Source organism: Kineococcus radiotolerans SRS30216 = ATCC BAA-149 (assembly GCF_000017305.1).
Taxonomy (GTDB): domain Bacteria; phylum Actinomycetota; class Actinomycetes; order Actinomycetales; family Kineococcaceae; genus Kineococcus; species Kineococcus radiotolerans.
The window spans coordinates 1,398,058-1,421,924 of record NC_009664.2 but is presented as its reverse complement, the minus strand read 5'-3'; the positions used below and the strand labels follow the sequence as shown (position 1 = coordinate 1,421,924).

At 75.2% G+C, this 23,867-nt stretch carries 26 protein-coding genes; 14 read left to right on the top strand and 12 right to left on the bottom strand.

Annotated features, from left to right (window positions below; translation table 11 throughout):
• Nucleotides 1-30: 30 nt before the first annotated feature.
• Nucleotides 31-870, bottom strand: coding sequence for an SDR family oxidoreductase (locus tag KRAD_RS06785; protein WP_012084796.1), 840 nt, complete (start codon nt 868-870; stop codon nt 31-33).
• Between the two features lie 85 nt (nt 871-955).
• On the opposite strand from KRAD_RS06785, the gene KRAD_RS06780 reads away from it, so the two are divergent.
• From KRAD_RS06780 to KRAD_RS06765, 4 genes are all read left to right on the top strand, one after another.
• Nucleotides 956-2,590: a metallophosphoesterase family protein gene (locus KRAD_RS06780; RefSeq protein ID WP_012084795.1), complete on the top strand. Its 1,635-nt coding sequence runs from the start codon at nt 956-958 to the stop codon at nt 2,588-2,590.
• A 55-nt stretch (nt 2,591-2,645) separates the two neighbouring features.
• Entirely contained in the window at nt 2,646-2,873 is a 228-nt protein-coding gene (locus KRAD_RS06775; protein ID WP_012084794.1) for a hypothetical protein, read from the top strand.
• A 102-nt stretch (nt 2,874-2,975) separates the two neighbouring features.
• Complete coding sequence (locus KRAD_RS06770) at nt 2,976-3,596, top strand: DUF47 domain-containing protein (RefSeq protein WP_012084793.1); 621 nt, start codon at nt 2,976-2,978, stop codon at nt 3,594-3,596.
• A 4-nt stretch (nt 3,597-3,600) separates the two neighbouring features.
• A complete protein-coding gene (locus tag KRAD_RS06765) occupies nt 3,601-4,593 on the top strand; it encodes an inorganic phosphate transporter (protein ID WP_012084792.1) in 993 nt (330 codons plus the stop codon).
• Nucleotides 4,594-4,674: 81 nt separating this feature from the next.
• On the opposite strand, the gene pstB is transcribed toward KRAD_RS06765, so the two are convergent.
• The 8 genes from pstB to KRAD_RS06725 form a co-directional block, all read right to left on the bottom strand.
• Nucleotides 4,675-5,451 carry a phosphate ABC transporter ATP-binding protein PstB gene (pstB, locus tag KRAD_RS06760; protein WP_012084791.1) on the bottom strand — a complete coding sequence of 259 codons (777 nt, stop codon included), beginning with the start codon at nt 5,449-5,451 and terminating at the stop codon, nt 4,675-4,677.
• 10 nt (nt 5,452-5,461) lie between these two features.
• Nucleotides 5,462-6,373, bottom strand: coding sequence for a phosphate ABC transporter permease PstA (pstA, locus tag KRAD_RS06755; protein WP_012084790.1), 912 nt, complete (start codon nt 6,371-6,373; stop codon nt 5,462-5,464).
• Entirely contained in the window at nt 6,370-7,356 is a 987-nt protein-coding gene (gene pstC / locus KRAD_RS06750) for a phosphate ABC transporter permease subunit PstC (RefSeq protein ID WP_012084789.1), read from the bottom strand. The genes pstA and pstC overlap by 4 nt, the downstream gene beginning before the upstream one ends.
• A gap of 104 nt (nt 7,357-7,460) precedes the next feature.
• On the bottom strand, nt 7,461-8,573 hold the full coding sequence (gene pstS, locus KRAD_RS06745) for a phosphate ABC transporter substrate-binding protein PstS (protein WP_012084788.1): 1,113 nt from the start codon (nt 8,571-8,573) through the stop codon (nt 7,461-7,463).
• Nucleotides 8,574-8,851: 278 nt separating this feature from the next.
• Nucleotides 8,852-9,853, bottom strand: coding sequence for an NUDIX hydrolase (locus KRAD_RS06740; RefSeq protein WP_012084786.1), 1,002 nt, complete (start codon nt 9,851-9,853; stop codon nt 8,852-8,854).
• Nucleotides 9,850-12,015: an RNA degradosome polyphosphate kinase gene (locus tag KRAD_RS06735; RefSeq protein ID WP_012084785.1), complete on the bottom strand. Its 2,166-nt coding sequence runs from the start codon at nt 12,013-12,015 to the stop codon at nt 9,850-9,852. The genes KRAD_RS06740 and KRAD_RS06735 overlap by 4 nt, the downstream gene beginning before the upstream one ends.
• A gap of 106 nt (nt 12,016-12,121) precedes the next feature.
• Complete coding sequence (gene mshD, locus KRAD_RS06730) at nt 12,122-13,033, bottom strand: mycothiol synthase (protein ID WP_012084784.1); 912 nt, start codon at nt 13,031-13,033, stop codon at nt 12,122-12,124.
• On the bottom strand, nt 13,030-13,809 hold the full coding sequence (locus KRAD_RS06725) for a winged helix-turn-helix transcriptional regulator (RefSeq protein ID WP_012084783.1): 780 nt from the start codon (nt 13,807-13,809) through the stop codon (nt 13,030-13,032). Before KRAD_RS06725 ends, mshD begins: the two co-directional genes overlap by 4 nt.
• Before the next feature lie 156 nt (nt 13,810-13,965).
• Between KRAD_RS06725 and KRAD_RS06720 the strand changes: the two genes are divergently transcribed.
• The 6 genes from KRAD_RS06720 (at nt 13,966) to KRAD_RS06695 (ending at nt 18,114) form a co-directional block, all read left to right on the top strand.
• Nucleotides 13,966-14,757 carry a hypothetical protein gene (locus KRAD_RS06720; protein WP_041291945.1) on the top strand — a complete coding sequence of 264 codons (792 nt, stop codon included), beginning with the start codon at nt 13,966-13,968 and terminating at the stop codon, nt 14,755-14,757.
• A 176-nt stretch (nt 14,758-14,933) separates the two neighbouring features.
• On the top strand, nt 14,934-15,476 hold the full coding sequence (locus tag KRAD_RS06715; protein ID WP_012084780.1) for a nitrobindin family protein: 543 nt from the start codon (nt 14,934-14,936) through the stop codon (nt 15,474-15,476).
• A gap of 10 nt (nt 15,477-15,486) precedes the next feature.
• Nucleotides 15,487-15,909, top strand: coding sequence for a Fur family transcriptional regulator (locus tag KRAD_RS06710; RefSeq protein ID WP_012084779.1), 423 nt, complete (start codon nt 15,487-15,489; stop codon nt 15,907-15,909).
• Between the two features lie 10 nt (nt 15,910-15,919).
• A complete protein-coding gene (ygfZ, locus tag KRAD_RS26905) occupies nt 15,920-17,002 on the top strand; it encodes a CAF17-like 4Fe-4S cluster assembly/insertion protein YgfZ (protein WP_012084778.1) in 1,083 nt (360 codons plus the stop codon).
• Nucleotides 17,003-17,093: 91 nt separating this feature from the next.
• Entirely contained in the window at nt 17,094-17,690 is a 597-nt protein-coding gene (locus tag KRAD_RS06700) for an RsiG family protein (protein WP_012084777.1), read from the top strand.
• A gap of 76 nt (nt 17,691-17,766) precedes the next feature.
• Nucleotides 17,767-18,114 (top strand): DUF2516 family protein, encoded by a 348-nt coding sequence (locus KRAD_RS06695; protein ID WP_012084776.1) that lies wholly within the window; start codon nt 17,767-17,769, stop codon nt 18,112-18,114.
• Nucleotides 18,115-18,117: 3 nt separating this feature from the next.
• Here the strand turns inward: KRAD_RS06695 and KRAD_RS06690 are convergent, their stop codons facing one another.
• Nucleotides 18,118-18,438 carry a hypothetical protein gene (locus KRAD_RS06690; RefSeq protein WP_049821095.1) on the bottom strand — a complete coding sequence of 107 codons (321 nt, stop codon included), beginning with the start codon at nt 18,436-18,438 and terminating at the stop codon, nt 18,118-18,120.
• A 104-nt stretch (nt 18,439-18,542) separates the two neighbouring features.
• On the opposite strand from KRAD_RS06690, the gene dtd reads away from it, so the two are divergent.
• Nucleotides 18,543-18,968, top strand: coding sequence for a D-aminoacyl-tRNA deacylase (gene dtd, locus KRAD_RS06685; protein WP_012084774.1), 426 nt, complete (start codon nt 18,543-18,545; stop codon nt 18,966-18,968).
• 38 nt (nt 18,969-19,006) lie between these two features.
• Here dtd and KRAD_RS06680 read toward each other — a convergent pair whose 3' ends face one another.
• Nucleotides 19,007-19,792 carry a class I SAM-dependent methyltransferase gene (locus tag KRAD_RS06680; RefSeq protein ID WP_012084773.1) on the bottom strand — a complete coding sequence of 262 codons (786 nt, stop codon included), beginning with the start codon at nt 19,790-19,792 and terminating at the stop codon, nt 19,007-19,009.
• Between the two features lie 119 nt (nt 19,793-19,911).
• Here KRAD_RS06680 and mshA point away from each other — a divergent pair, with 119 nt between their 5' ends.
• From mshA to KRAD_RS24050, 3 genes are read left to right on the top strand one after another with little or no spacing between them, the layout of a single operon-like run.
• Complete coding sequence (gene mshA, locus KRAD_RS06675; RefSeq protein ID WP_012084772.1) at nt 19,912-21,219, top strand: D-inositol-3-phosphate glycosyltransferase; 1,308 nt, start codon at nt 19,912-19,914, stop codon at nt 21,217-21,219.
• 9 nt (nt 21,220-21,228) lie between these two features.
• Entirely contained in the window at nt 21,229-21,981 is a 753-nt protein-coding gene (locus KRAD_RS06670; RefSeq protein WP_012084771.1) for a phosphoglyceromutase, read from the top strand.
• An 8-nt stretch (nt 21,982-21,989) separates the two neighbouring features.
• Nucleotides 21,990-23,129 carry a glycosyltransferase gene (locus KRAD_RS24050; RefSeq protein ID WP_012084770.1) on the top strand — a complete coding sequence of 380 codons (1,140 nt, stop codon included), beginning with the start codon at nt 21,990-21,992 and terminating at the stop codon, nt 23,127-23,129.
• A gap of 9 nt (nt 23,130-23,138) precedes the next feature.
• Here the strand turns inward: KRAD_RS24050 and KRAD_RS06660 are convergent, their stop codons facing one another.
• Nucleotides 23,139-23,804: a hypothetical protein gene (locus KRAD_RS06660; protein WP_012084769.1), complete on the bottom strand. Its 666-nt coding sequence runs from the start codon at nt 23,802-23,804 to the stop codon at nt 23,139-23,141.
• Between the last annotated feature and the right edge of the window lie 63 nt (nt 23,805-23,867).

Sequence of the window (23,867 nt, the reverse complement as noted above, 5' to 3'; positions counted from 1 at the left end):
CTGGAACCAGTCAAGGAAGGGAAGCCTGACTCAGGGACGGCGCCAGTCGTCCGCGGTCAGGTGCGACCCCGCCATCGGCCCCATCTGCAGCATCCCGCCGTCCACCGGCCAGGAGGCCCCCGTCACGTAGGAGGCCTCCGCGGAGCACAGGAAGCCGATGACCGCCGCGACCTCGCGGGCGTCACCCGGACGGCCCAGCGGCACCCCCGGGCGGTCCTCCCCGTGCGGGTCGGTGTCCTTCTGCCCCGTCATCGGCGTCGCGATCTCCCCCGGCGCGACCGCGTTCACCGTGATCCCGTGCTCGGCCAGCTCGATCGCCGCCGTGCGGGTCAGCAGCCCCAGCCCGCCCTTGGCCGCGCAGTAGGGCGCCGCGCCCACCCGCGGCTGGTGCTCGTGGACGCTGGTGACGTTGACGACCCGCCCGCCCCGCCCGGCCGCCACCATCACCCGCGCCGCGCGCTGCAGGAACAGGAACGCCGCGTCGAGGTCCACCGCCAGCACCTCCCGCCAGTCCGCGAACGACAGGTCCAGCAGCGGCGTCGCCGTCCCCGTCCCGGCGTCGTTGACGAGCACCTCCAGCCCGCCCAGCTCCGCGGCGACGTCGTCCACCACGTCGGCCGCCCCCGGCAGGTCGCGCAGGTCGACGTGGCGCAGGACCGCCCTCCGGCCCAGCGCGCGCACCTCCTCCGCGGTCGCGGTCCCGGCGGCCTCGTCGCGGAACCAGGTGATCGCGACGTCGTGGCCGCGCCGGGCCAGTTCCACCGCCGTGGCCCGGCCGATGCCGGACTCCGAGCCGGTGACCAGGGCCGGCCCGGGCCGGCCGGTGGGACGGGGGGAGCGGAGGTCGCGCGGGAGCGCCGTGTCGGTCATGCCCCTCCCGTACCCCGGGCCCGGCCCCGGCACACGCGAGCGGTGCGCGCGGCGCGCGGCGCCGTCCTGCGCGAAGATCCTCCTGATGCCCCCCTCGACCCGCCGGCCCCGACCCCGCCCGCTCCGCCTCCCCGCGCGGTGGCGGGCGGCGGGGCAGCGCCTCGCGGCCCGGCGCGGAGCGCGCTTCGCCCGCCGCCACGTGCTGCCCTGGTTCGGGATCCTGCTCGTCGCCGGGGTGGGCGCCGGCGTCGGCTTCGCCCTCGCCCCGGGCGCGGGCACCTACGTCGGCCCGCTGCAGACCGAGGTGCGCGTCCGGCCCAGCCTCACCCCCGGCGTCGAGGTCGACCTGCCCCCCGTCGGGAAGGTCACCTTCGACACCCACCGCGCCCCGATCGTGGTCACCGCCACCATCGAGAGCGTCGACGTCGACGCCGCCGCCCGGCTCGTGCGCTCCCCGCAGCAGCTGCTGGCCCTGGAGCTCACCGCCGCCGACACCGTCCGCGCCGCGACCGTCCGCGCGGCCGCCCTCAGCCTCGCGTGCGGCACCGCCGGGGCGCTGCTGGCCGCCGTCGTCGTCCACCGCAGCCGGCGCCGGACCCTGCAGACCGGCGCCGCCCTGCTCGTCGTCGTCGTGGCCACCGGCGCCGGGACCGCGGCGACCTTCGACCCCGCCGCGCTGCGCCAGCCCCGCTTCACCGGGCTGCTCTCCCGCGCCCCCTACGTCGTCTCCAGCACCCAGAACGCCCTGGACCGGCTGGAGAGCTACCGCAGCGGCCTCTCCGACATCGTCCGCAGCGTCTCCACCCTCTACGCCACCGCCGCCAACCTGCCCGTCCTGGGCGACGCCCGGGCCGCCGGCACCGGCCTGGGGGAGGACGTGACCACCGTCCTGCACATCTCCGACCTGCACCTCAACCCCCTCGGCTACGACCTCACCGAGAACCTCGTGCAGCAGTTCGGCGTGCAGGCCGTCCTCGACACCGGCGACACCACGACCTGGGGGACGGCCGCCGAGGCCAGCTTCCTCGGGCGCATCGGCGGCCTCGGGGTGCCCTACGTCTGGGTCCGGGGCAACCACGACTCCGGCGACACCCAGGCCCAGGTCGCCGCCCAGGGCGCGATCGTCCTCGACCAGGGCTCCACCGCCCAGGTGGCCGGTCTCGTCCTCGCCGGTCAGGGCGACCCCGTCTTCACCCCCGACGGCGAGGGCACCGCGGCCACCGGCAGCGCGGAGCAGCTGCAGGAGCAGGCCAACCGGATCCTCGCCGACGGCATCCGGACCTGGGACGAGAGCCACCCCGAGGACCCCGTCGACGTCGCCCTCGTCCACGACCCCAGCGGTCTCGACCCCCTGCAGGGGCGGGTGCCGCTCGTGCTCGCCGGTCACCTGCACAAGCGCTCGGTGACGCTGCACGCCTCCGGCACCCGGGTCATGGTCGAGGGCACCACCGGCGGCGCCGGGGTCACCTCCGCCGGCCTCGCCCGGCTGGCCGACGGCACCCCCCTCCCGCTGTCGGCCACCCTGCTGTACTTCGGCCGCAGCGGGGACGACGCCGGCCGGCTCCTCGCCTACGACGAGGTCACCGTCGGCGGGCTCGGGCTGGCCGAGGTCAACCTGCAGCGGACCGTCCTGGGCGAGGAGGACCACCCGCCCCTGACCGTCCCCACCGCCACCGCGTCGGGCACCTCCTCGCGCAGCGCCCCCGCCCCGGCGGGGTGAGGTCTCGCGGACCGGCCCCGCGGGCGGGCCCGGCGGGCGTACGGTGGTGCCCACCATGACGCACTCGCCCGTTCCGCCGCCGGGTGACGGCTCCGCACCGCCACCCGACCGGGGCCCCGGGGTCGTCCCCGCCGCCAGCGCCCCCCTCGCCGACGTCGCCCTGGCCGAGGAGATCGAGCTCTACACCGACGTCGTCGTCGCCGCCTCGGAGAGCGACGGCCCCCTCCCGGAGGGGGAGCTGGACCGCGTCCTGGGCGTCGAGGGCGTCTCCGCGCTCGACTGAGGCCCGGGGGTCGTCGGACCCGGGGTCCGGACTCGCCTAGAGTCGCTGCTCGGGCCGGGAGCCACCCCACCCGCCGAACCCGAGCCTCCCCGGAGCATGGACGTGCGTTTCCGACTGACCCCCCAGGACACCTCGTTCTTCGAGATGTTCGCCCGGACCGGCACGATCCTCGTCGAGGCCACCGCGGTCCTCACCGAGGTCATCGGCAGCGACCAGGCCCGCCGCGAGGAGCTCGGGAAGGAGATGGAGGAGCTGGAGCACCGCGGTGACGAGGCGGCCCACGCCGTCCTGCGCCGGGTCAACTCCTCCTTCGTCACCCCCTTCGACCGCGAGGACATCTACCAGCTCACCTCGCGCCTGGACGACTGCCTGGACCTCATGCAGGCCGCGGTCGACCTCATGGTGCTCTACCGGATCGGTGAGCTGCTGCCCGGCGTGGGCGACATCGTGCAGGTCCTGGCCCGCCAGGCCGAGCTGACCGCGGAGGCCATGCCGCGGCTGCGCTCGCCGGGGGACCTCTCCGACTACTGGGTGGAGATCAACCGCCTGGAGAACCAGGCCGACCAGATCCACCGGCGCCTGGTCGCGGCGCTCTTCGACGGCGGCTACGACGCCATCTCGATCATGAAGCACAAGGAGATCATCGAGACCCTCGAGGACGCCGCCGACGCCTTCGAGCACGTGGCGCACACGGTGGAGACCATCGCCGTCAAGGAGTCCTGACCCGGTGGAGCTCGCCCTCGTCCTCGTGGTGGTCCTCGTCGCGCTCAGCTTCGACTTCACCAACGGGTTCCACGACGCCGCCAACGCCATCGCGACCTCCGTCTCGACGCGGGCGCTGACCCCCCGCATCGCGCTGGGCATGGCCGCGATCTTCAACCTCGTCGGCGCCTTCCTCGGGACCGGGGTCGCCGAGACCATCGGCTCGGGGATCGTCGACGTCGGCCTCGGGCTCCACGGCATGGCCGTGGTGCTCTCCGCCCTGTTCGGGGCGATCGGCTGGAACCTCATCACCTGGCGCCTCGGGCTGCCTTCCTCCAGCTCGCACGCCCTCATCGGCGCGCTCGCCGGGGCGGGCATCGCCTCCAGCACGACGGTGCACTGGAGCGTGATCCTCGACAAGGTCGTCGTCCCGATGGTGGTCTCGCCGCTGTCCGGCTTCGTCCTCGGCTACCTCGTCATGGTCGCCATCCTGTGGGCCGTCCGGCGCAAGGCCCCCGCCCCCACCCACCGCCGCTTCCGCGTCGCCCAGACCGTCTCCGCCGCGGCCATGTCGCTGGGGCACGGCCTGCAGGACGCGCAGAAGACGATGGGCGTCATCGTCCTGGCCCTGGTGGCCGGCGGCTTCCACTCCGGCACCGCCATCCCGTGGTGGGTCAAGCTGTCCGCGGCGCTCGCGATCAGCTTCGGCACCTACGCCGGCGGCTGGCGGATCATGCGCACGCTGGGCCGGCGGATCATCCACCTCGACCCCGCCCGCGGCTTCGCCGCCGAGTCCGTCTCGGCCGCCGTGCTCTACGTCGCCGCGATCGGCTTCCACGCCCCCGTCTCCACCACCCACACGATCTCCTCGGCGATCATGGGCGTGGGCGCCACCAAGCGGCTGTCGGCGGTGCGCTGGGGGGTGGCGCGCACCATGGTGACGGCCTGGGTGCTGACGCTGCCGGCCGCCGCCCTCTTCGCCGCCGCCGTGTACGGCGTGGTCGGCCTCTTCGTCTGACGGCCCGGCCCGACGGGGCCGGACGCGAGCGGGGGCCGTCGTCCGGGTGGACGACGGCCCCCGCTCGCGCCGGGTGGCGGCTCAGCCGAAGCGGCCCGAGATGTAGTCCTCGGTCGCCTTCTGCGTGGGGTTGCTGAAGATCGTCGCGGTGTCGTCGATCTCCACGAGGCGCCCGGGCTTGCCGGTGGCGGCGAGGTTGAAGAACGCCGTCTTGTCGCTGACGCGGGCCGCCTGCTGCATGTTGTGGGTGACGATGACGATCGTGAAGGAGCTCTTCAGCTCCCCGATGAGGTCCTCGATCGCCAGCGTCGAGATCGGGTCCAGGGCCGAGCAGGGCTCGTCCATGAGGAGCACCTGCGGCTTCACCGCGATGGCGCGGGCGATGCACAGCCGCTGCTGCTGACCGCCGGACAGCCCGGCGCCGGGCTTGTCGAGGCGGTCCTTGACCTCGTTCCACAGGTTGGCCCCGCGCAGCGAGGACTCCACGGCCTCGGTGAGGACCTTCTTGCTGCGGACCCCGTTGAGGCGCATCCCGGCCGCGACGTTGTCGAAGATCGACATCGTGGGGAACGGGTTGGGGCGCTGGAACACCATGCCGACGGTCCGGCGGACGTTCACCGGGTCCATCTTGGAGGAGTAGAGGTCGTCGTCGTCGAGCATGACGCTGCCCTCGACCCGACCGCCGGGGATGACCTCGTGCATGCGGTTGAGGGTGCGGAGGAAGGTCGACTTCCCGCAGCCGGACGGGCCGATGAAGGCCGTCACGGAGCGGGGCTCCACGGTCATCGAGACGTCCTCGACGGCCTTGAAGTTGCCGTAGTAGACGTTGAGGTCCTTGACGTCGATGCGCTTGGCCACGGGTTCTCTCCTACTTCTCGAGCCTGCTGAAGCGGGCGATGGCCCGACCGGCGATGTTGAGCACCAGCACGATGAGCACCAGTGTGAGGGCGGCCGCCCAGACGCGCTCCACCGCGGGAGCCAGCGCCTGCTGACGGTCGTTGTTGATCATGAGCGGCAGCGCCGCCATGTTGCCGCTGAACAGGTTGGTGTTGATCGACTGCGAGTAGCCGACCAGGATCAGCAGGGGCGCGGTCTCACCCATGACGCGGGCCAGGCCCAGCAGCACGCCGGTGACGATGCCGGAGAACGCGGTCGGCAGGACGATCCTCACGATCGTCTTCCACTTCGGCACGCCCAGCGCGTAGGACGCCTCGCGCAGCTCCATCGGGACGAGCTTGAGCATCTCCTCGGTGGAGCGGACCACGACCGGGACCATGAGCAGCACCAGGGCCAGGGAGACGGCGAACCCGGAGCGGGCGAAGCCGAGCGTGGTCACCCAGAAGGCGTAGATGAACAGCGCCGCGACGATCGAGGGCAGCCCCGAGAGGATGTCGACGGTGAAGCTCACGACGCGGGCGATCCGGCTCGCGCCGTACTCGACGAGCAGGATCGCGGCCATGATCCCCAGCGGGACGGCGATGACCGCGGTGGCCAGCGCCTGCAGCAGCGTGCCGAGGATGGCGTGGTAGGCGCCGCCGCCCTCGATGCGCGGGGTGATGCCGCGCTGGGAGTTGAGCCACCACGAGGGGTCGGGCAGCAGCGCCGCCCCCTTCTGGATGACGGTGGCGAGGATCCACACCAGCGGGATGAGGGCGATGACGAAGGCCAGCACCATGACCACCGTCGCGACGGTGTTGCGGACCACGCGCCCGCCCCGTCCGCGGGAGTCCTCCAGCGCGGCGGGCAGTTCCCGCTCGGGAGCCGTGTCGACGACGCTCATGCGAAGGCCTTCCGGCGGTTGATGATGAGGCGGGCGATGGCGTTGACCACGAAGGTCAGGACGAACAGGACCAGGCCGGCGGCGATGTAGGCGCCGGTCGACTCGGGGTCGTTGAACTCCGCGGCGTTGTTGGCGATCTTCGAGGCGAAGGTCTCACCGCCCTGGAGCAGGGAGCTGAAGAAGTCCGCGCCGGGGGCGACGCTGGAGACGATGATCGTGATGGCGATCGTCTCGCCGAGCGCGCGGCCGAGACCGAGCATCGAGGCCGAGATGACGCCCGCGCGGCCGAAGGGCAGGACCGAGGTGCGGATCATCTCCCACTTCGTCGCGCCGAGGGCGAGAGCGCCCTCCTTGTGCGCGGCCGGGGTCTGCGCGAACACCTCGCGGGACATGGCCGTGATGATCGGCAGGACCATGACGGCCAGGACGATCCCGGCGATGAACACGGTGCCGGTGCTCACCGGGCCGCCGAAGAGCGGGAACCAGCCGAGCGCGTCGTTGAGGAACGTCTGCAGACCGGTCACGTGCGGGGCGAACACCTGGATGCCCCAGAGGCCGTAGACGATCGAGGGGATCGCGGCCAGCAGGTCGATGACGCTCGCGGCGGGGCGCGCCAGCCACCGCGGGGCGTACTGGGTGAGGAAGAGGGCGTTCGCGACCCCGAGGGGCACCGCGATGATCATCGCGATGATCGAGATGGCGACCGTCGTCCAGAGGATCTGCAGGATCCCGAAGCGCAGGTCGCCCGGGGTGGCCTGCCACTCGGTGGAGGTGAGGAAGTTGACCTGGTCGTCCAGCACCGACGGGACGGCGCTGATGGCGAGGAAGACGCCGGTGAAGGCGACGATGGCGATGACGATGACGCCGGCCAGACCGGCTCCGCCGCCGAAGAGGGTGTCGCCGAGCCGTCGCCGGCCTCGAGCCTTGTCACCCGAGGGGCCTGGGCCCTGCTCGACGGCCGAGCGGCCGGTGATCGAGGACATCGTGCTCCTGCACTGTGCGGTGGGGGGGGGCGGGGAGTCGTACGGGTGGGGGCGGGCACCGGTCGTGCTGGTGCCCGCCCCGGGTGCTGCGCTCGCTTCGAGCGTCAGGCGATGGCTTCGATGGCGGTCCGGACCTTCTCGGAGACCTCGGCGGGGAGCGGCGCGTAGCCGATCTCCTGCAGGCCCTCCTGGGTCTCGTCCTCGGCGAAGTAGGTGAGGAAGGACTTCAGCAGGGCGGTCTTCTCGGCGTCCAGGCCCTTGGAGCAGACGATCTCGTAGGTGACCAGGACGATCGGGTAGGCGCCCGCCTCCTTGGTCGCGTAGTCGATCTTCAGCGACAGGTCGTTGCCGGTGCCGGTCTGGGTGGCGGTGGCGACGGTCTTGCCGGCGGACTCGCCGGTCAGCTCGACGGCGCCGGAGCCGTTGTCGATCTGGGCGACGGCCAGGTTGTTGTCCTGGGCGTAGGACCACTCGACGTAGGTGATGCCGCCGGGGGCGCCGGCGACGGCCTGCGCGACACCGGCGGAGCCCTCGCGGCCCTCGCCCTTGCCGGCCCACTCCTGGTTGCCCTCGGCGGTCCACGCCTCGGGGGCCGCGGCGTGCAGGTACTTGGTGAAGTTCTCGGTGGTGCCGGAGGTACCGGTGCGGAAGAACACGCTGATCGCGGTGCTGGGCAGCGTCGCGTCGGGGTTCAGCGCGGCGATGGCCGGGTCGTTCCAGGTGGTGATGGTGCCGGAGAAGATCTTCGCGGCGGTGGCGGCGTCGAGGACGAGGTCGTCCACGCCGTCGACGTTGTAGGCGATGGCGATCGGGCCGGCGACCATCGGCAGGTTCCAGGCCTGGTTGCCCTCGCAGCGGGCGGTCGCCGCGGCGACCTCCTCCTCCTTGAGCGCGGAGTCCGAGCCGGCCCAGTCGACCTGGCCGGAGGTGAACTGCTTGCGGCCCGCGCCGGAGCCGGTCGCGTTGTAGTTGATCGTGGCGTCGGTGCACTGGGCCTGGTAGCCGGCCTGGGTGACCTGGTCGATGGCGTTCTTCTGCGCGCTGGACCCCTCGCCGTTCAGGGTGCCGGGGGCGCAGTCGATGGCGGTCGAAGCCGACGACGAGGCCGAGCCTTCGGTCGTGCTGCCTGCGGTGTTGTCGTCGGAGCCGCAACCGGCGAGGGCGAGAACACCCACGGCGGCGAGGCCGAGGAGGCGGGAGGCTGTCGAGAACGTCACTTCGGTCCCTTTCGAGGATCGTCGGCGGCCGGGAACCCGGACGCGGCTGACCGGGACGTGGCTCCCCGGTCGATCCGGACGGTAGGAGGGCGAGGTGACGGGGTTGCTCGACGCAGGTTAACGGCGGGTGAACCGGGCCCGTCCGGTCAGCGGATGGTCACCGTCCGCACGGCGTCCAACGGGTGAACCGGTGCGTGCGGGTCACGGGATCGCTGCAGGTCAGGGCCGGGTGACCGTCCGCAGCCACCCGGACGGCCCACCCGTCGTGACGCTGCGCTTCAGACGCCGTGACGCTGCACGGAGACCACCCGGGCGGTCGAGCCGCGGTCGGCCACGTGGGCGACGACGAGCTCCGCCTTGCCCAGCCGGTGCCGCAGGACCGCCGCCCGCCCGGTGCCGTCACCGTCGCCACCCCCGCGGCCGCCGTCGACGCGCCCGGCCAGCACGCCCTGCAGCGTCGGCAGCACCGGCCCGTGCGAGCACACCGCCACCCCGGCGCCCTCGGCGAGCAGCCCCTCGAGCAGCTTCACCGCCCCGTCCGGGTCGGTCTCGTGGCCGGCCTCGGTGAGCGGGTCCTCCTCGGTGAGCGGCAGCCCCAGCAGCTCCGCCGCCGGCAGCAGCGTCTGCACGCACCGCGCCCAGGGGGAGGTGACCAGCTGGCGCAGGTCGAAGCAGGCCAGCAGCGGCGCCAGCTCCCGCGACTGCGCGTGCCCGCGCTCCAGCAGCGGGCGCTCGCCCTCCAGCCCGCGCCAGTCGGTGCGCTTGACGGCCCGCGCGTGGCGGACCACGACCAGCGGCCACGTGCGCTCCGGCGGGAGCCCGCCGGGCAGGGCCGCGTCGAGGAGGTCCACGTCGGCGGCGTGGGTCAGCAGCTCCCGGGCCCGCGCGGGGTAGACCCACGCGGACTCCTCGATCTCGTCGGGGTCGGCGGCGTCGACGACGGCCGGGTCGGCCGGGGCCGCCGGGCGCGCCAGCCAGTAGCGCACCCGCTTGCGCAGCCCGCCGGCCACCGGGTAGCGCTGCTCGGGCAGGGCGGGGCCCAGGTGGACCCGGACCCCGGTCTCCTCGGCCGTCTCGCGCACGGCGGCCACGGCGGGGTGCTCGCCGTGGTCGAGCTTGCCCTTGGGCCAGGACCAGTCCGCGGGACGGGTGGCGGTGGCGGGGCGGCGCACCAGCAGCACCTCCACCCCCTCCGCGCCGGCCCGGACCGCGACGCAGCCCGCGGCCTCCACGTCGACCCCGGGGTCCCGCCCCGGGCGCAGCGTCGAGGAGCGGCTCACCGGCGGCGGCGCGAGCTCGGGCGCCGACCCGGGCGGGTGGCGATGATGTGCTCCTGCAGGTCCGTCAGCGGGGCCCCGTCGGCGTCGCGGTGGTGGCGCGTCCACGTCCCGTCCGCGCCCAGGTGCCACGAGCTCGTGGTGTCGGCCATGCACTGGTCGAGCAGCTGCGAGACCTCGCGCACGTGCCGCGGGTCGTTGAGCCGCACGACGGCCTCGACGCGGCGGTCCAGGTTGCGGTGCATCATGTCCGCGCTGCCGATCATGGCGACGGGGTCGCCGCCGGAGGCGAACCAGAAGATCCGGCTGTGCTCGAGGAACCGGCCCAGGATGCTGCGGACGCGGATGTTCTCGCTCAGCCCGGGCACCCCCGGCTTGAGGGCGCAGATCCCGCGGACGATCACGTCGACGGGCACGCCCGCCGCCGAGGCGCGATACAGCGCGTCGATGACGCCCTCGTCGACGATCGAGTTCACCTTGATCCGGACCCCGGAGGGCTGGCCCTGGCGGTGGTTCTCGATCTCGCGGTCGATGCGGTCCACCAGCCCGGTCCGCAGCGAGCGCGGCGCGACCAGCAGCCGCTTGTAGGCGGTCTTGGGCGCGTAGCCGGAGAGCTGGTTGAACAGGCGGGTCAGGTCCTCGCCGACCTGCGGGTCGGCGGTGAGCAGCCCCATGTCCTCGTAGACCCGCGCGGTCTTGGGGTTGTAGTTGCCCGTGCCGATGTGGCAGTAGCGGCGCAGCCCGCCGGACTCCTGGCGCACCACCAGGCTCAGCTTCGCGTGCGTCTTCAGCCCCACCAGGCCATAGACGACGTGCACGCCGGCCTGCTCCAGCTTGCGGGCCCAGGTGATGTTGGCCTGCTCGTCGAAGCGGGCCTTGATCTCGACCAGCGCGAGGACCTGCTTGCCGGCCTCGGCGGCGTCGATGAGGGCGTCGACGATGGGGGAGTCGCCCGAGGTCCGGTACAGCGTCTGCTTGATGGCCAGGACCTTCGGGTCCGCCGCGGCCTGCTCCAGGAACGCCTGCACGCTCGTGGAGAAGGAGTCGTAGGGGTGGTGCAGCAGCACGTCGCGGTTGCGGATGGCCGCGAACACGTCGGAGGGCTTGGCCGTCTCGGCGCCGTCGGTGAGGTCGCGGTGGGTGCGCGCGACGGACTTGGGGAACTTCAGCTCCGGGCGGTCGAGGTCGGCGATGTCGCCGAGCCCGCGCAGGTCGAGGGGCTCGGGGAGCTCGTAGACCTCCTGCTCGTGCACGCCCAGCTCGCGGACCAGCAGCTCGCGCACCTTCTGGTCGATGTCGGAGGCGACCTCGAGGCGGACGGCCGGGCCGAAGCGGCGGCGCAGGAGCTCCTTCTCCAGGGCCTGGAGCAGGTTCTCCGCGTCGTCCTCCTCGACCTCGAGGTCCTCGTTGCGGGTGACCCGGAAGGTGTGGTGCTGCACGACCTCCATGCCGGGGAACAGCTGGTCCAGGTGGACGCCGACGACGTCCTCCAGGGGAACGAACCGCGCGTCGCGGGGGTCCTCGCCCTCGGCCGGCTCGACGGCGACGAACCGCGGCAGCAGCGGCGGCACCTTCACCCGGGCGAAGTGCTCCTTGTCCGTGGTCGGGTTGCGCACGACGACGGCCAGGTTCAGGGACAGCCCGGAGATGTAGGGGAACGGGTGGGCCGGGTCCACCGCCAGCGGGGTCAGCACCGGGAAGACCATGTCGCGGAAGAACCCGTGCAGGCGGACCTGCTCGCCGGGGGAGAGCTCGTCCCAGCGCACGATGGTGATGCCGGCCTCGGCCAGCGCGGGGCGCACCGACCCCAGGAAGGCGGCGGCGTGGCGCTCGGTCAGCTCGTGGGCGCGCACGGCGATCGCGTCGAGCACCTGGCGCGGCTCCAGGCCGCTGGCGGCGGTGACGGCCAGACCGGTGGCGATGCGGCGCTTGAGCCCCGCGACCCGGACCATGAAGAACTCGTCGAGGTTGTTGGCGAAGATCGACAGGTACCGGGCCCGTTCCAGCAGGTGGACGTCGGGGTCCTCGGCCAGCTGCAGCACGCGCTCGTTGAAGGCCAGCCAGGAGACCTCGCGGTCGGCGAAGCGGTCCTCGGGCAGTTCGGTCGGCTCCTCGACCGGGCTCACGGCAGGCAGGGGGGCGGTGGCGCGTGTCGTGGCCGTCATGGCGCCAGTCTGCCACTGCGCCCCGTCGTCGCCGGCCCGCGCGGTGACCCGCCGGCCGCCCGCCGGTGACGCGTCGGCGCAGGTCAGGGGAACGGCGGGTGAACGATCACCGGGGGCCGGAGGCGTACTGGACGTCGGTGGCGGCGCGGGAGAAGCCCAGCCCCGCGTAGAGCCGCACCGCGCGCAGGTTGTCCCCGTCGACGTACAGGTCGACGCGGTCCACCCGCCCGGCCACGGCCCGCAGGCCCCGCACCAGCAGCGCCCGGCCCAGCCCGGCGCCGGAGCGGGCCGGGTCCACCCCGAGGACGTACAGCTCTCCGAGGCCGTCCTCGACCTTCATCCAGCAGAACGCCGCGAGACCGTCCGGGGCCTCGGCCAGCAGCAGCAGCGCGGGGTCGAACCAGGGTTCGGCCAGCCGCGCGCGCAGGTCGTCGAGGGTCCAGCGCCCCTGCTCGGGGTGGGTGGCGAAGGCCGCGGCGTTGAGCGCCACCCAGGCCGCGTCGTCGGCGCCGGGCACGAAGGGGCGCACCGCCAGGCCGGCCGCGAGGTCGGGGACGGCGAGGTCGCTCAGCCCGGCGCTCGTCCGCTCCATCCGCAGCAGCTCGCGGGCGCGCGTCCAGCCCGCGCGGGCGGCCAGCGCCGACGCGCCGGGGGTGTCGCCGTGGGACCACAGGCGCACCGGCCGCGCGCCGGCGCGCTCCTCGACCGCGGCGAGCAGGGCGCCGCCGTGGCCGCGGCGGCGGTGCCCGGGGTGCACCAGCAGCTCCCCCTCGAACCCGTCGCCCTCGCCGTCGCCGGAGGGGACCAGCTGGGCGTAGCCGGCCAGGACCCCGTCCTCGTGGCGCACCAGGTGCTGCACCGCGCCGTCCCCGGCCCGCAGGCGCAGGACGGCGTCCTCGGACAGCGACGTGGCGCCGTCGGCGCGGGAGGCCGCGGCGGCCAGCGCCAGGACGGCGTCGTGGACGTCCCCGGGCAGGGGGCCGGGCAGGGCGGTCGCGCCGGCGGGGGCGGGGCTCACCGGCCGGGGCCGGGGGGCGTCGCCCGCCCGAGGTCGGGGGAGGGGTCCAGGCCCTCCGGCTCCGCGCCCAGGGCGAGGTCGTCGGCCAGGTCGCGGGCGGAGGAGACGAACCGGTAGCCGACGTTGCGGACGGTGCCGATGGCGTTCTCGTGCTCCGCGCCCAGCTTGGCGCGCAGCCGCCGCACGTGGACGTCGACGGTGCGGGTGCCGCCGAAGTAGTCGTAGCCCCACACCTCCTGCAGCAGCTGGGCGCGGGTGAAGACCCGCCCCGGGTGCTGGGCGAGGTGCTTGAGGAGCTCGAACTCCTTGTAGGTGAGGTCCAGCTGGCGCCCGCGCACCCGCGCGGAGTAGGCGGCCTCGTCGATGACGACGTCCCCGGCGCGGATCTCGTCGGGGGCGCCCCCCGCGGGGTCCTCCGCCGAGCGGTGCGCCCGCCCGGCGGCCAGCCGCAGCCGGGCGTCGAGCTCGGCGGGCCCGCAGGTGTCGAGGAGGACGTCGTCGGCGCCCCAGTCCGCGGCCACCGCGGCCATCCCGCCCTCGGTGACGACCAGCAGCAGCGGCTGGGAGAGGCCGGTGGTGCGCAGCAGGCGGCACAGCGAGCGGGCCGCGGCGAGCTCGCGGCGCCCGTCGACCAGGACCGCGTCGGAGGTCGGCTCGTCGACGAGGACGGAGGCCTCGGCGGGCAGGACCCGGACGGTGTGCGGCAGCAGCCCCAGGGCGGGCAGGACGTCGGTCGAGGGGGTGAGCGCGTTCGTCAGCACGAGGATCTGGGCCACCCGTTGTCCTGCCCTCCGTGTCGCATCGGGCCGTGGGGACGCGCGCGGGGGCGCGGACCACGAGGTGGGAAGGATAACGGGGCGCAGCCTACGCGTGACCTGGACGTGGCGCGGAGCCCCCCCGCCCGGAGGGGCGGCCTCTGCGAGGATCACCCGGTGAGCTCCTCCGCGACCGCGACGGCCACCTTCGCCCTGGCGGGCCTGGTGGCCCTCGCGTCGTTCGCCCACGTCGGCGTCCTGGCCCTGGCGGTGCTCCTGGTCTGCGCGCTGGTCGCGGCGGGCTGGCCCGACCTCCTCGACCTGCCCACCCCGCGCGGGACGAGCGCGGTGGTCGTGCTGACCGCCCTCGGCGCGGGGGTCGTCGTCACCGTCGCCGTCCTCGCCGCCCGCTCCGGGGGCACCCAGGCCTCCGGGGTGCTGGGGCAGCTGCCCGTGGTCGCCGCCCTGGCCCTGCTGCTGGCCTTCGTCCACCAGCTCCTGCGCCGCGACGGGCGCCCGCGGCTGGTGGAGTCGGTGACCGGCGCGGTGAGCGGGCAGGCCCTCGTGGTGCTGGCCGCCGCCTGGGTCGCGGTGCCCACGACCTACGCCGGCGCCCCGCTGGCCCCGGTCGTGCTGTCCGCCGTCGTCGCCGCGGGCGCGGTGTCGGCGACGACCTGGCCGCTGCGCGTGGTGGGTCCGCTGAACCTGGTGGTGGGGGCGGCCACGGGCTACCTGGCCGGTGAGGCCGTCGTCCTGCTCGGGGGGCAGGGCGTGGTGTCCGAGGGGCGCTGGGCGGTGGCGGGCGTCGTCGCCGGCGCCGGGGTCGGGCTGCTGGTGTCGGCGTGGCGCGCGCTGACCGGCGGCCTGCCGCGGGTGCGCTCGCTGCCCGCGGCCCTCGCCGTGGCCGCGGTGCCGGTGGCGGCCTCGGGAGCGGCGGCCTACCTGGTGGGCCGGCTCGTCCTGCTGTGAGGGGCGGGGAGTGACCCGTCCCACGTCCGGCCGCCCGCCGGGGGGCGCGCGGGTAGGCTCGGGCGGGTGCACGCCCTCGAAGTCTTCTTCCTCGTCCTGCTGATCGTGGTGTCGATCGTCATCGCGTGGTTCGCCTGCTTCGTGGTGTACCGCCTCTACAAGGGTCAGCGCTGACCGTGGCCCTCCCCCTGCGCACCGACACCCCGCTGACGCTGGTCCCGCTCTCCTGGCTGCTCGGCCGCTGGGAGGGCGCGGGCGTCCTGGGCCACCCCGCCCGCGGGGACTCCGACACCCGCTTCGGGCAGGTGGTCGAGTTCGGCCACGACGGCCGGGACTTCCTCACCTACACCTCGACCACCTGGGCCCTGGACGAGGACGGGAGCACCACCGAGCCGCTGGACGTCGAGACCGGCTACTGGCGCCCGCAGCCGGTGGACCTGGACACCCCCGCCCCGGCCGAGGGCCCGCGCCCGGTCGAGCTCGAGGTGCTGCTGGCCCACCCCACCGGGGTGGTGGAGGTGCTCGTGGGCACCGCGCGCGGCCCGCGCATCGACCTCAGCAGCGACGTCGTGGCCCGCACCGCGACCGCGCACGAGTACACCGCCGGGAACCGCATGTACGGGATGGTCGAGGGCGACCTGCTCTGGGCCCTCGACGTCGCCCTCGAGGGTCACCCGCTGCGCAGCTACGCCTCGGCGCGGCTGAAGCGGGTGTCCTGAGGTCCTCCCCGTGACCGGCGACCTGGGCACGGCGCTGCACGCCCGCGGCCTGCGCCTGACCCCGCAGCGGCGCCGGGTCCTCGACGCCGTCCGCACCCTGGGCCACGCCGGCGCCGACGAGGTCGCGGAACACCTGGCCGCCCAGCCGGGTTCGTCCCCGGTGGACCCCTCGACCGTCTACCGGGCGCTCGCGGTCCTGGAGGAGGTCGGGCTCGTGGCCCGCACCCAACTGGACCGCAGGGTCCCCTCGTTCCACGCCGTGGAGCACGGGGGGCACCTGCACCTGGTCTGCGACGGGTGCGGCCAGGTGGCCGAAGCCCCCTCGTCCCTCGCCGCCCCGGTGGCGGCTGAGGTCTTGTCCCGCAACGACTTCGAGGTCGACACCGGGCACCTCGCCCTCCGCGGGCGGTGCGCCCGGTGTCGCCGTCAGTAGGAGGAGCGCCGTGAGCGCAGTCACCGAGGACCACCGCTCGCCCCTGCTGGGGACCCCCGGCGCCGTCGCCGCCGAGGGCCCCGACGCGGGGGTCGCCTGGCACTACGGCGACCCGCACGGCGAGCAGCGCGCGCTGGTGGGCGGGGAGGCCGTCGCCGACCTCTCCCACCGGGGCGTGCTGCGCCTGAGCGGGCCCGACCGGCTGAGCTGGCTGCACAGCATCACCAGCCAGGCCCTCACGGGTCTGGGGGCGGGGGTCTCCACCGAGACGCTCGTGCTGAGCCCGCAGGGGCGCGTCGAGCACGCGCTGCACCTCGTCGACGACGGCGACGCCACCTGGATCACCGTCGAGCCCGGGTCCGTCGACGCCCTGCGGACGTGGCTGGAGCGCATGCGCTTCGCCCTGCGCGTGGAGATCGCCGACGTGAGCGCGGAGTTCGCCGTGCTGGGCGAGCCGAGCCGCTCGGCGGAGTCCTCCCTGGGTCCGGTCTGGGTCGACCCCTGGCCCGGGGCGACGCCGGCGAACGAGGGCGGCAGCGCCGACACCGCGAGCTACTCCGCGGTCCCCACCCTCGAGCACCCCGGGACCGAGCGGCCCTGGCGCGAGGTGCTCGTCCCGCGCGCGGAGCTGGTGGCCGCGGTCGCCGGGCGCCGCCTCGCCGGGACCTGGGCCACCGAGGCGCTGCGGGTGGAGGCCTGGCGCCCGCGGCTGGGGCTGGAGACCGACGAGCGCTCCATCCCGCACGAGCTGGACTGGCTGCGCACCGCGGTGCACCTGCACAAGGGCTGCTACCGGGGGCAGGAGACCGTCGCGAAGGTCCACAACCTGGGCCGGCCCCCGCGGCGGCTGGCCCTGCTGCACCTGGACGGCTCCTCCCACGACCTGCCCGCCCACGGCGACGACGTCGTGCACGGGGACCGGCGCGTCGGGTTCGTCACCACCGCGGCCCGCCACCACGAGCTGGGGCCGGTGGCGCTGGCGGTCCTGAAGCGCTCGCTGCCGGTGGACGCGGAGCTGTTCGCGGTGGCCGGGTCGGCGCAGGGCGAGGCCCGGCCGCTGGCCGCGGCCCAGGAGGTCGTGGTCGCCCCCTGACGTGCCGCAGCCGGGTGGGTCATACTCGGGGTTCAGCACGCTGCGTGGTGCAGTTGTCGCCTGGAGTGGTTTTCTGACGGGGGAGACGGTCATGACCGAGGAGCAGGTCAGCGGGTACCAGGTGGGGGGCCGGCGGGCGCTGGACCGGGTGCTGGCGCCCGACTTCCTGGACGACCTGCAGGGGATGGACCTGCCGACCCTGCGCGAGCACCGCACGGTCGCGGAGCAGGAGGAGGCCGACCTCTCCTACGCGCGGCGGCTGATCCAGGGGCGCCTCGACCTGCTCGAGGCCGAGGAGGCCCGCCGCGCCGGGACCGACGGGGCGCCGGGCGAGGTCTCGCACGCCCGCAGCGACGCCGAGCTCGTCGCCTCCCTCACCGACATCCTCGCCGACCCCCGCCGCACCGACCACGGGATGGGGCGCTTCACCTCGGTCGAGCCGAGCCGGGTGGGCGAGCACCGCCGCCGGGCCGAGCTCGCGGTGGCCGACCCGCACCTGTCCGACCTCACGGCCATGGACGACGCGCAGCTCGCCGCGGCGCGCCGGCGCCTGGAGGGCCTGGAGCACGAGCTGTCCGCCGACCGCCACCGCGTGCAGGTGGCGATGGACGCGTGCACCGACGAGATCACCCGGCGCTACCGCGACGGCGTCGTCTCCGTCGACGACGCCCTGCGCACCTCCCGCTGACCCCGTCCGGGGGAACCGCCGGGGTGGGCGGGTGAACCGCGGAACGGATCCGCCCCACCACTCGTAGAGTTCAGGTGTGGAGCTGCTGAACAACCTGCAGAACGGCGTGCTGCTGATCCTCGGGGTCGCGGCGTTCGGCTTGTGCCTGTGGGCGCTCGTCGACTGCCTGCGCCGTCCGGCGGGGGCGTTCGTCGCGGCCGGCAAGCGCACCAAGACCTTCTGGACGGTGATCGTCGCGGTCGCGACCGCGATCGGGTTCGTCTCGATCTTCTCGATCCTGGGGATCTTCGGGATCCTCGCCGTCGTCGGCGCCTCCGTGTACCTCGCCGACGTCCGGCCCGCGGTGCGCCAGTACGGCGGTGGCCCCAAGCGCGGCGACCGCGGTGGCCGCGGGGGGAACCAGGGGCCCTACGGCCCCTGGTGAGCCTCAGCGGGCTCCGGCCACCGCCCCGTCGCGCCGGGCGGGCCGGCGCAGCACCCGGTGGGCGCACCGCAGCAGGGTGAGCAGGGCGACCGCCAGCGCGGCCACCGACAGCAGGTCGGCTTCGGTGAACCCCCGGTCAGCGGTCCAGGTGTGCAGGATCCGCCCCTCCACGGGGGTGTTGACCCGCGACCAGATCGCGGCCAGCAGCCCCAGGACCAGACCCGTCTCGACCCGCGGCCGGGCGAGGGCCCCGGCCGTGCAGACCGCCAGGGCCAGCAGGGTCACGGGGATCACCACGGGGACGGCGAGCAGGGAGTGGAGCACCTCCCGATGGTAGGCGCGCAACCTTCCCGTCGGGTGAGGTTCAGCCGGGGTCCACCGGATCGTCACCACCCGTCCACCCGGACGGAGCAGAGGAGGAACCCGCCGTGCGTGCCGTCGTCCAGCGCGTCACCCGCGCCCGCGTCACCGTCGAGGGGGAGGTCGTGGGGGCGGTCGACGGTCCCGGCCTGCTCGTCCTGCTCGGCGTCACCCACGACGACGGTCCCGCCCAGGTCGAGCTCATCGCCCGCAAGGTCGCCCAGCTGCGGATCCTGCGCGGGGAGCGCGCCGCCGCCGACGTCGGCGCCCCGGTCCTGCTGGTCAGCCAGTTCACCCTCTACGCCGACACCCGCAAGGGCCGGCGCCCCACCTGGAACGCCGCCGCCCCCGGGGACGTCGCGCAACCCCTCGTCGACGCCGTGGCCGACGCGCTGCGGGGCCACGGCCTGCCCGTCGAGACCGGCCGCTTCGGCGCCGACATGGCCGTCGAGCTCGTCAACGACGGCCCCACCACCATCCTGCTCGACGCCTGAGAGCCCCCGCGTCCCCGACGCCTCCGCCGGGCGGCCGGTCACGCCCCGCCCGCGCGGGGGGCGACGCAGTCCCAGGCCACGGTGAGCTCGCCCAGCCGCCAGCGCGCCGGGGAGCCCAGGACCGGCCAGTCCCGCGCGAGGTCGCGGCAGGTCGCCACCCAGCGCTGCCGCACCCCGAACGTCCCCGCCGGCGCCGCCCGCGCCCAGGCCACGTCCGCGGCGCGCAGCAGGTCGTGGACGCCCTCGCCGGCCACGTTGCGGTGGATGAGCACCTTCGGCAGCCGCTCCGCCACCGCCGAGGGGGCCGGCAGCCCCGCCAGCCGCACCGAGACCGTCAGCGACACCGGTCCCGCCTCGCGCTCCAGGGCGACCCAGCAGGCCCGGCGGCCCAGCTCGTCGCACGTCCCGTCCACCACCAGACCCCCCGGGGCCAGGCGCGAGCGCATGAGGTCCCAGGTCGCGAGCACCTCCCCGGTCTCGTACTGCCGCAGCACGTTGAAGGCCCGGACCAGCACCGGCGACCCCCCGCCGGGGACCGCCAGCTCGAAACCGCCCACCGCGAACTCCGGCGCCCCGGGGACCCCGGCCACCCGCCGCCGGGCGAGGTCGACGCGCTCGGGGGAGATCTCCAGGCCCACCACCCGCACGTCGGGCCGCACCGCCCGCAGCCGGCGCTGCAGGTCGGTCACCGTCACCGGCGACGCCCCGTAGCCCAGGTCTACCACCAGCGGGTCCTCCGCCCGCCGCAGCCGGGCGCCCTGGGTGCCCGCCAGCCACCGCTCCACCCGCCGCAGCCGGTCCGGGCCCGTCGTCCCGCGCGTCACCGCCCCCACCGGCGCGGGGGCCGCGGGGCCGCTGGAGCGAACCCCGGAGGCGTCCGCGCGGACGCGGGAGGCAGACTGCCGGGGCACGTCGGGACACTAGTCGAGCAGGAGGACCACGGGTGCGCCGCTCGTCGTCGGTCCAGCGGGTCGCCCTGCTGTCCGTGCACACCTCACCGCTGGCCCAGCCCGGCACCGGCGACGCCGGGGGCATGAACGTCTACGTCGTCGAGCTCGCCACCCAGCTCGCCCGGCGCGGCGTCGAGGTCGAGGTCTTCACCCGGCGGACCTCCTCCGAGCAGCCGCCCGTCGTCGAGACCGCCGACGGGGTCCGGGTCCGCCACGTCGCCGCGGGCCCCTACGAGGGGCTGGCCAAGGACGACCTGCCCGGCCAGCTGTGCGCCTTCACCGCCGGGATGCTGCACGCCGAGGCCCGCCACGCCGAGCGCCACTACGACCTCGTGCACTCGCACTACTGGCTCTCCGGGCAGGTCGGCTGGCTCACCGCCGACCGCTGGGACGTGCCGCTCGTGCACTCGATGCACACCATGGCCAAGGTCAAGAACGCCGCCCTCGCCGAGGGGGACGCCCCCGAACCGGCCGGGCGGGTCATCGGCGAGCAGCAGGTCGTCGAGGCCGCCGACCGGCTCGTGGCCAACACCGACGCCGAGCGCCGCGAGCTGATCGACCTCTACGGCGCGGACCCGGCGAAGGTCGTCGTCGTGCCTCCCGGGGTGGACCTGGCGACCTTCGCCCCCGCCCCCGGGCGCGCGGCCTCCCGCGCCCGACTGGGGGTGCCCGCGGACGCGGAGGTGCTGCTGTTCGTGGGTCGCATCCAGCCCCTCAAGGCCCCCGACCTGCTCGTGCGCGCCACCGCGGAGCTGCTGCGGGAGCAGCCCTGGCGGCGCTCGCGGCTGCGGGTCGTCGTCCTCGGCGGGCCCAGCGGCTCCGGGACCGCGCACCCGGACTCCCTCGCCGACCTCGTCCGCTCCCTGGACCTGGAGGACGTCGTGCGGATGGCCCCGCCGGTGGCGCGGGCCGAGCTCGCCGACCACTACCGCGCCGCCGACGTCGTCGCGGTGCCCTCCCACAACGAGTCCTTCGGGCTGGTCGCCCTGGAGGCCCAGGCCTGCGCCACGCCCGTCGTCGCCGCCGCGGTGGGGGGGCTGCGCACCGCCGTCCTCGACGACGGCGCGGGGGCCGGGACGGGGGAGGGCACGGGCCTGCTCGTGCCCGACCACACCCCCCGCAGCTGGGCCGCGGCGCTGCGCACCCTCCTCGACGACCCCGCCCGGCGCACCGCGATGGGGGCCCGGGCCGCCCGCCGGGCCCAGGGCTTCGGCTGGGGCGCGACCGCCGAGGCCACCCTCGAGGTCTACCGGCGGGCGGTGCAGGACCGGGCGGCCGAACGCGGCGCGGACCCTCGGTAGGCTCCAGCCATGACTGAAGCGGCGCACACCCTCGTCCTCCTGCGGCACGGCGAGAGCGAGTGGAACGCCCTGAACCTGTTCACCGGGTGGGTCGACGTGGCCCTCTCGGAGAAGGGCCGGGCCGAGGCCGCGGCCGGGGGGCGGATGCTCGTCGAGAACGGCGTCCTGCCCGACGTCGTCCACACCTCCGTGCTGCGGCGCGCGATCACGACGGCGTTCCTCGCCCTCGACGCCGCCGACCGGCACTGGATCGACGTGAAGCGGTCCTGGCGGCTCAACGAGCGCCACTACGGGGCGCTGCAGGGCAAGGACAAGAAGCAGACGCTGGCGGAGTTCGGCGAGGAGCAGTTCATGCTCTGGCGCCGCTCCTACGACACCCCGCCGCCGGCCATCGAGGCGGGTTCGGAGTTCTCCCAGGACGGCGACCCGCGCTACGCCGGGCTCGGCGACGACATGCCGGCCACCGAGTGCCTGGCCGACGTCGTGGCCCGCATGCTGCCCTACTGGACCGAGTCGGTCGTCCCCGACCTGCGGGCCGGGCGGACGGTCCTGCTCGCCGCCCACGGCAACTCGCTGCGCGCGCTGGTGAAGCACCTCGACGGCGTCTCCGACGCCGACATCGCGGGGCTGAACATCCCCACCGGCATCCCGCTGGTGTACCGCCTGGACGCGGACCTGAAGCCCCTCGTCCCCGGCGGGGAGTACCTCGACCCCGCCGCCGCGGCCGCGGCCGCGGCCGCCGTCGCCAACCAGGGCCGCTGAGCCGCCCGGTGGCCGCGCTCGGTCCCCGCGTCCTGCTGGTCGAGGGGGCCCTGCGCGACAACGGGGGCCTGCGCGTCTCGGTGGACCTGGCCCGGCGCTGGCAGGACCTCGGCGCCCGCGTCCGGTTCCTCGTCCTGGAGAACGTCGCGCCGGACGGGCCGATGCTCCGGCCCGACCCGGCGCTGGACCTCCGCTGGGGGAGCGCGCGGGTGCGCCGCTTCCGCAGCGCGGCCCCCCGGGCCGTCCTCAACACCCTGCGCCAGGTCCGCCGGGCCGACGTCGTGGTGTCCGGCAGCGAGGTCGGCCACGGGCTGCTCATCGGCTGGGCCGCGGCGCGGCTCACCGGCACCCCGTTCGTGGTCCTGGTGCAGAGCTCGCTGCCGCGCGCGGTCGCGGCCTGGACCCCGGCCCGCCTGCGCCCGCTGCTGAGCGCCGTCCACCGGCGCGTCGACGCGGCCGTCTGCGTCTCCCCGGGGCTGGTCGACGACGTCGTGGAGGTCGGGCTGCCCGCCCAGCGCGTCCACGTCGCCGACGTCGGCATCGACGTCGCCGCGACCCTGCGCGCCGTGGAGGCCCAGGGCGGTCCGCGCCGCTCGGCGTCGGGACGCACCCGCTTCCTCGCGGCCGGGCGGCTGGCGGAGCAGAAGGGCTTCGACGTCCTCCTCGCCGCGTTCGCCCGGGTCGTGGCCGCGGGCGCCGACGTCGAGCTGGAGATCGTCGGCGCGGGGGAGCTGGGCGGTGCGCTGCGCCGGCAGGCCGAGGGCCTCGGCCTGGGGGAGCGGGTCGAGTTCCCCGGTCACGTCGACGACCTGCAGGCCCGTCTCGCCGGGGCGGACGCCTTCGTGCTGTCCTCGCGCTACGAGGGCAACGGCAGCCTGGTGCTGCTGGAGGCGCTGGCCCACGGCCGCCCCGTCATCGCCACGGACTGCCCGACGGGCCCGCACCACGTCCTGCGCGGCGGCGCCGTCGGCGACCTCGTGCCCGCCGAGGACCCGGACGCCCTCGCCGAGGCGATGCTGGCCTTCGCCCGCGACCCGGGGCCGCTGCGCGCCAAGGCCGCGGGGGCCCCGGCGCGGGCGTGGGACTTCGACCAGGGCGCGGCGGCGGTCGAGGTCGCGCAGGTGCTGGCGGGGTTGCTGCGTCGCTGAGGGGCCCGCTCAGCCCGCGGTGCTCGTCGCCGTCGGCCCGGCGGGGCTGCTCGTCGGGCCCGACGGGGTCGCGGTGGCGTCCGCGCAGTCGCGCTCGACGGCGGCCCGCAGCCGTTCCTGGGTGGCCACCACCCGGCCGGCGGTGTCCGCGTCCGGGCTGACGGCGAGGGTCGCCTCGTCGAGGCGGTCCATGGCCGCGGCCAGGTCCTCCGCCGAGCCGGACCCGGCGTCGAGGTCCCCGGCCCAGGCGGCGAGGCGCTGGTAGTAGTCCAGCACCGCCTGCGCGTCCGCGGACTGCGCGGGCGGGGCGGCGGCGAGCACGGCCGCGTAGTAGGCCGGCCCCTCCGTCGTCGTCACGAGGGTCAGCACCGACTGCGCCTGCGCGTCCCCGCGACCGATCCCGAGCCGGTCGAGCTCGGCGGCGTAGGCGGCGTCGAGGGCGTCCTGGGCCGCGTCGACCGAGGCGCAGTCGAAGGCGGGGGCGCTGCTGGTGGGGCCGCTCGACGTCGGGCCGGTGACCGGGGTGGTGGCCGGGACGGTCGCGGTGGTCGTCGTCGTGGTCGGGGTGGGGTCCGGGGTGTCGGAGCCGCCGCAGCCCAGCAGGAGCGGGCCCGCCACCAGGGCGCAGCCCGTCAGGCCCAGCAGGGACCGCCGTGGGCCCCACCGCGTGATCACCTCGAGGACGCTACACCCGCTCGCGCGCGGCGGCGCTCCCGGAACGGGGGCTGCGGGGCCCGG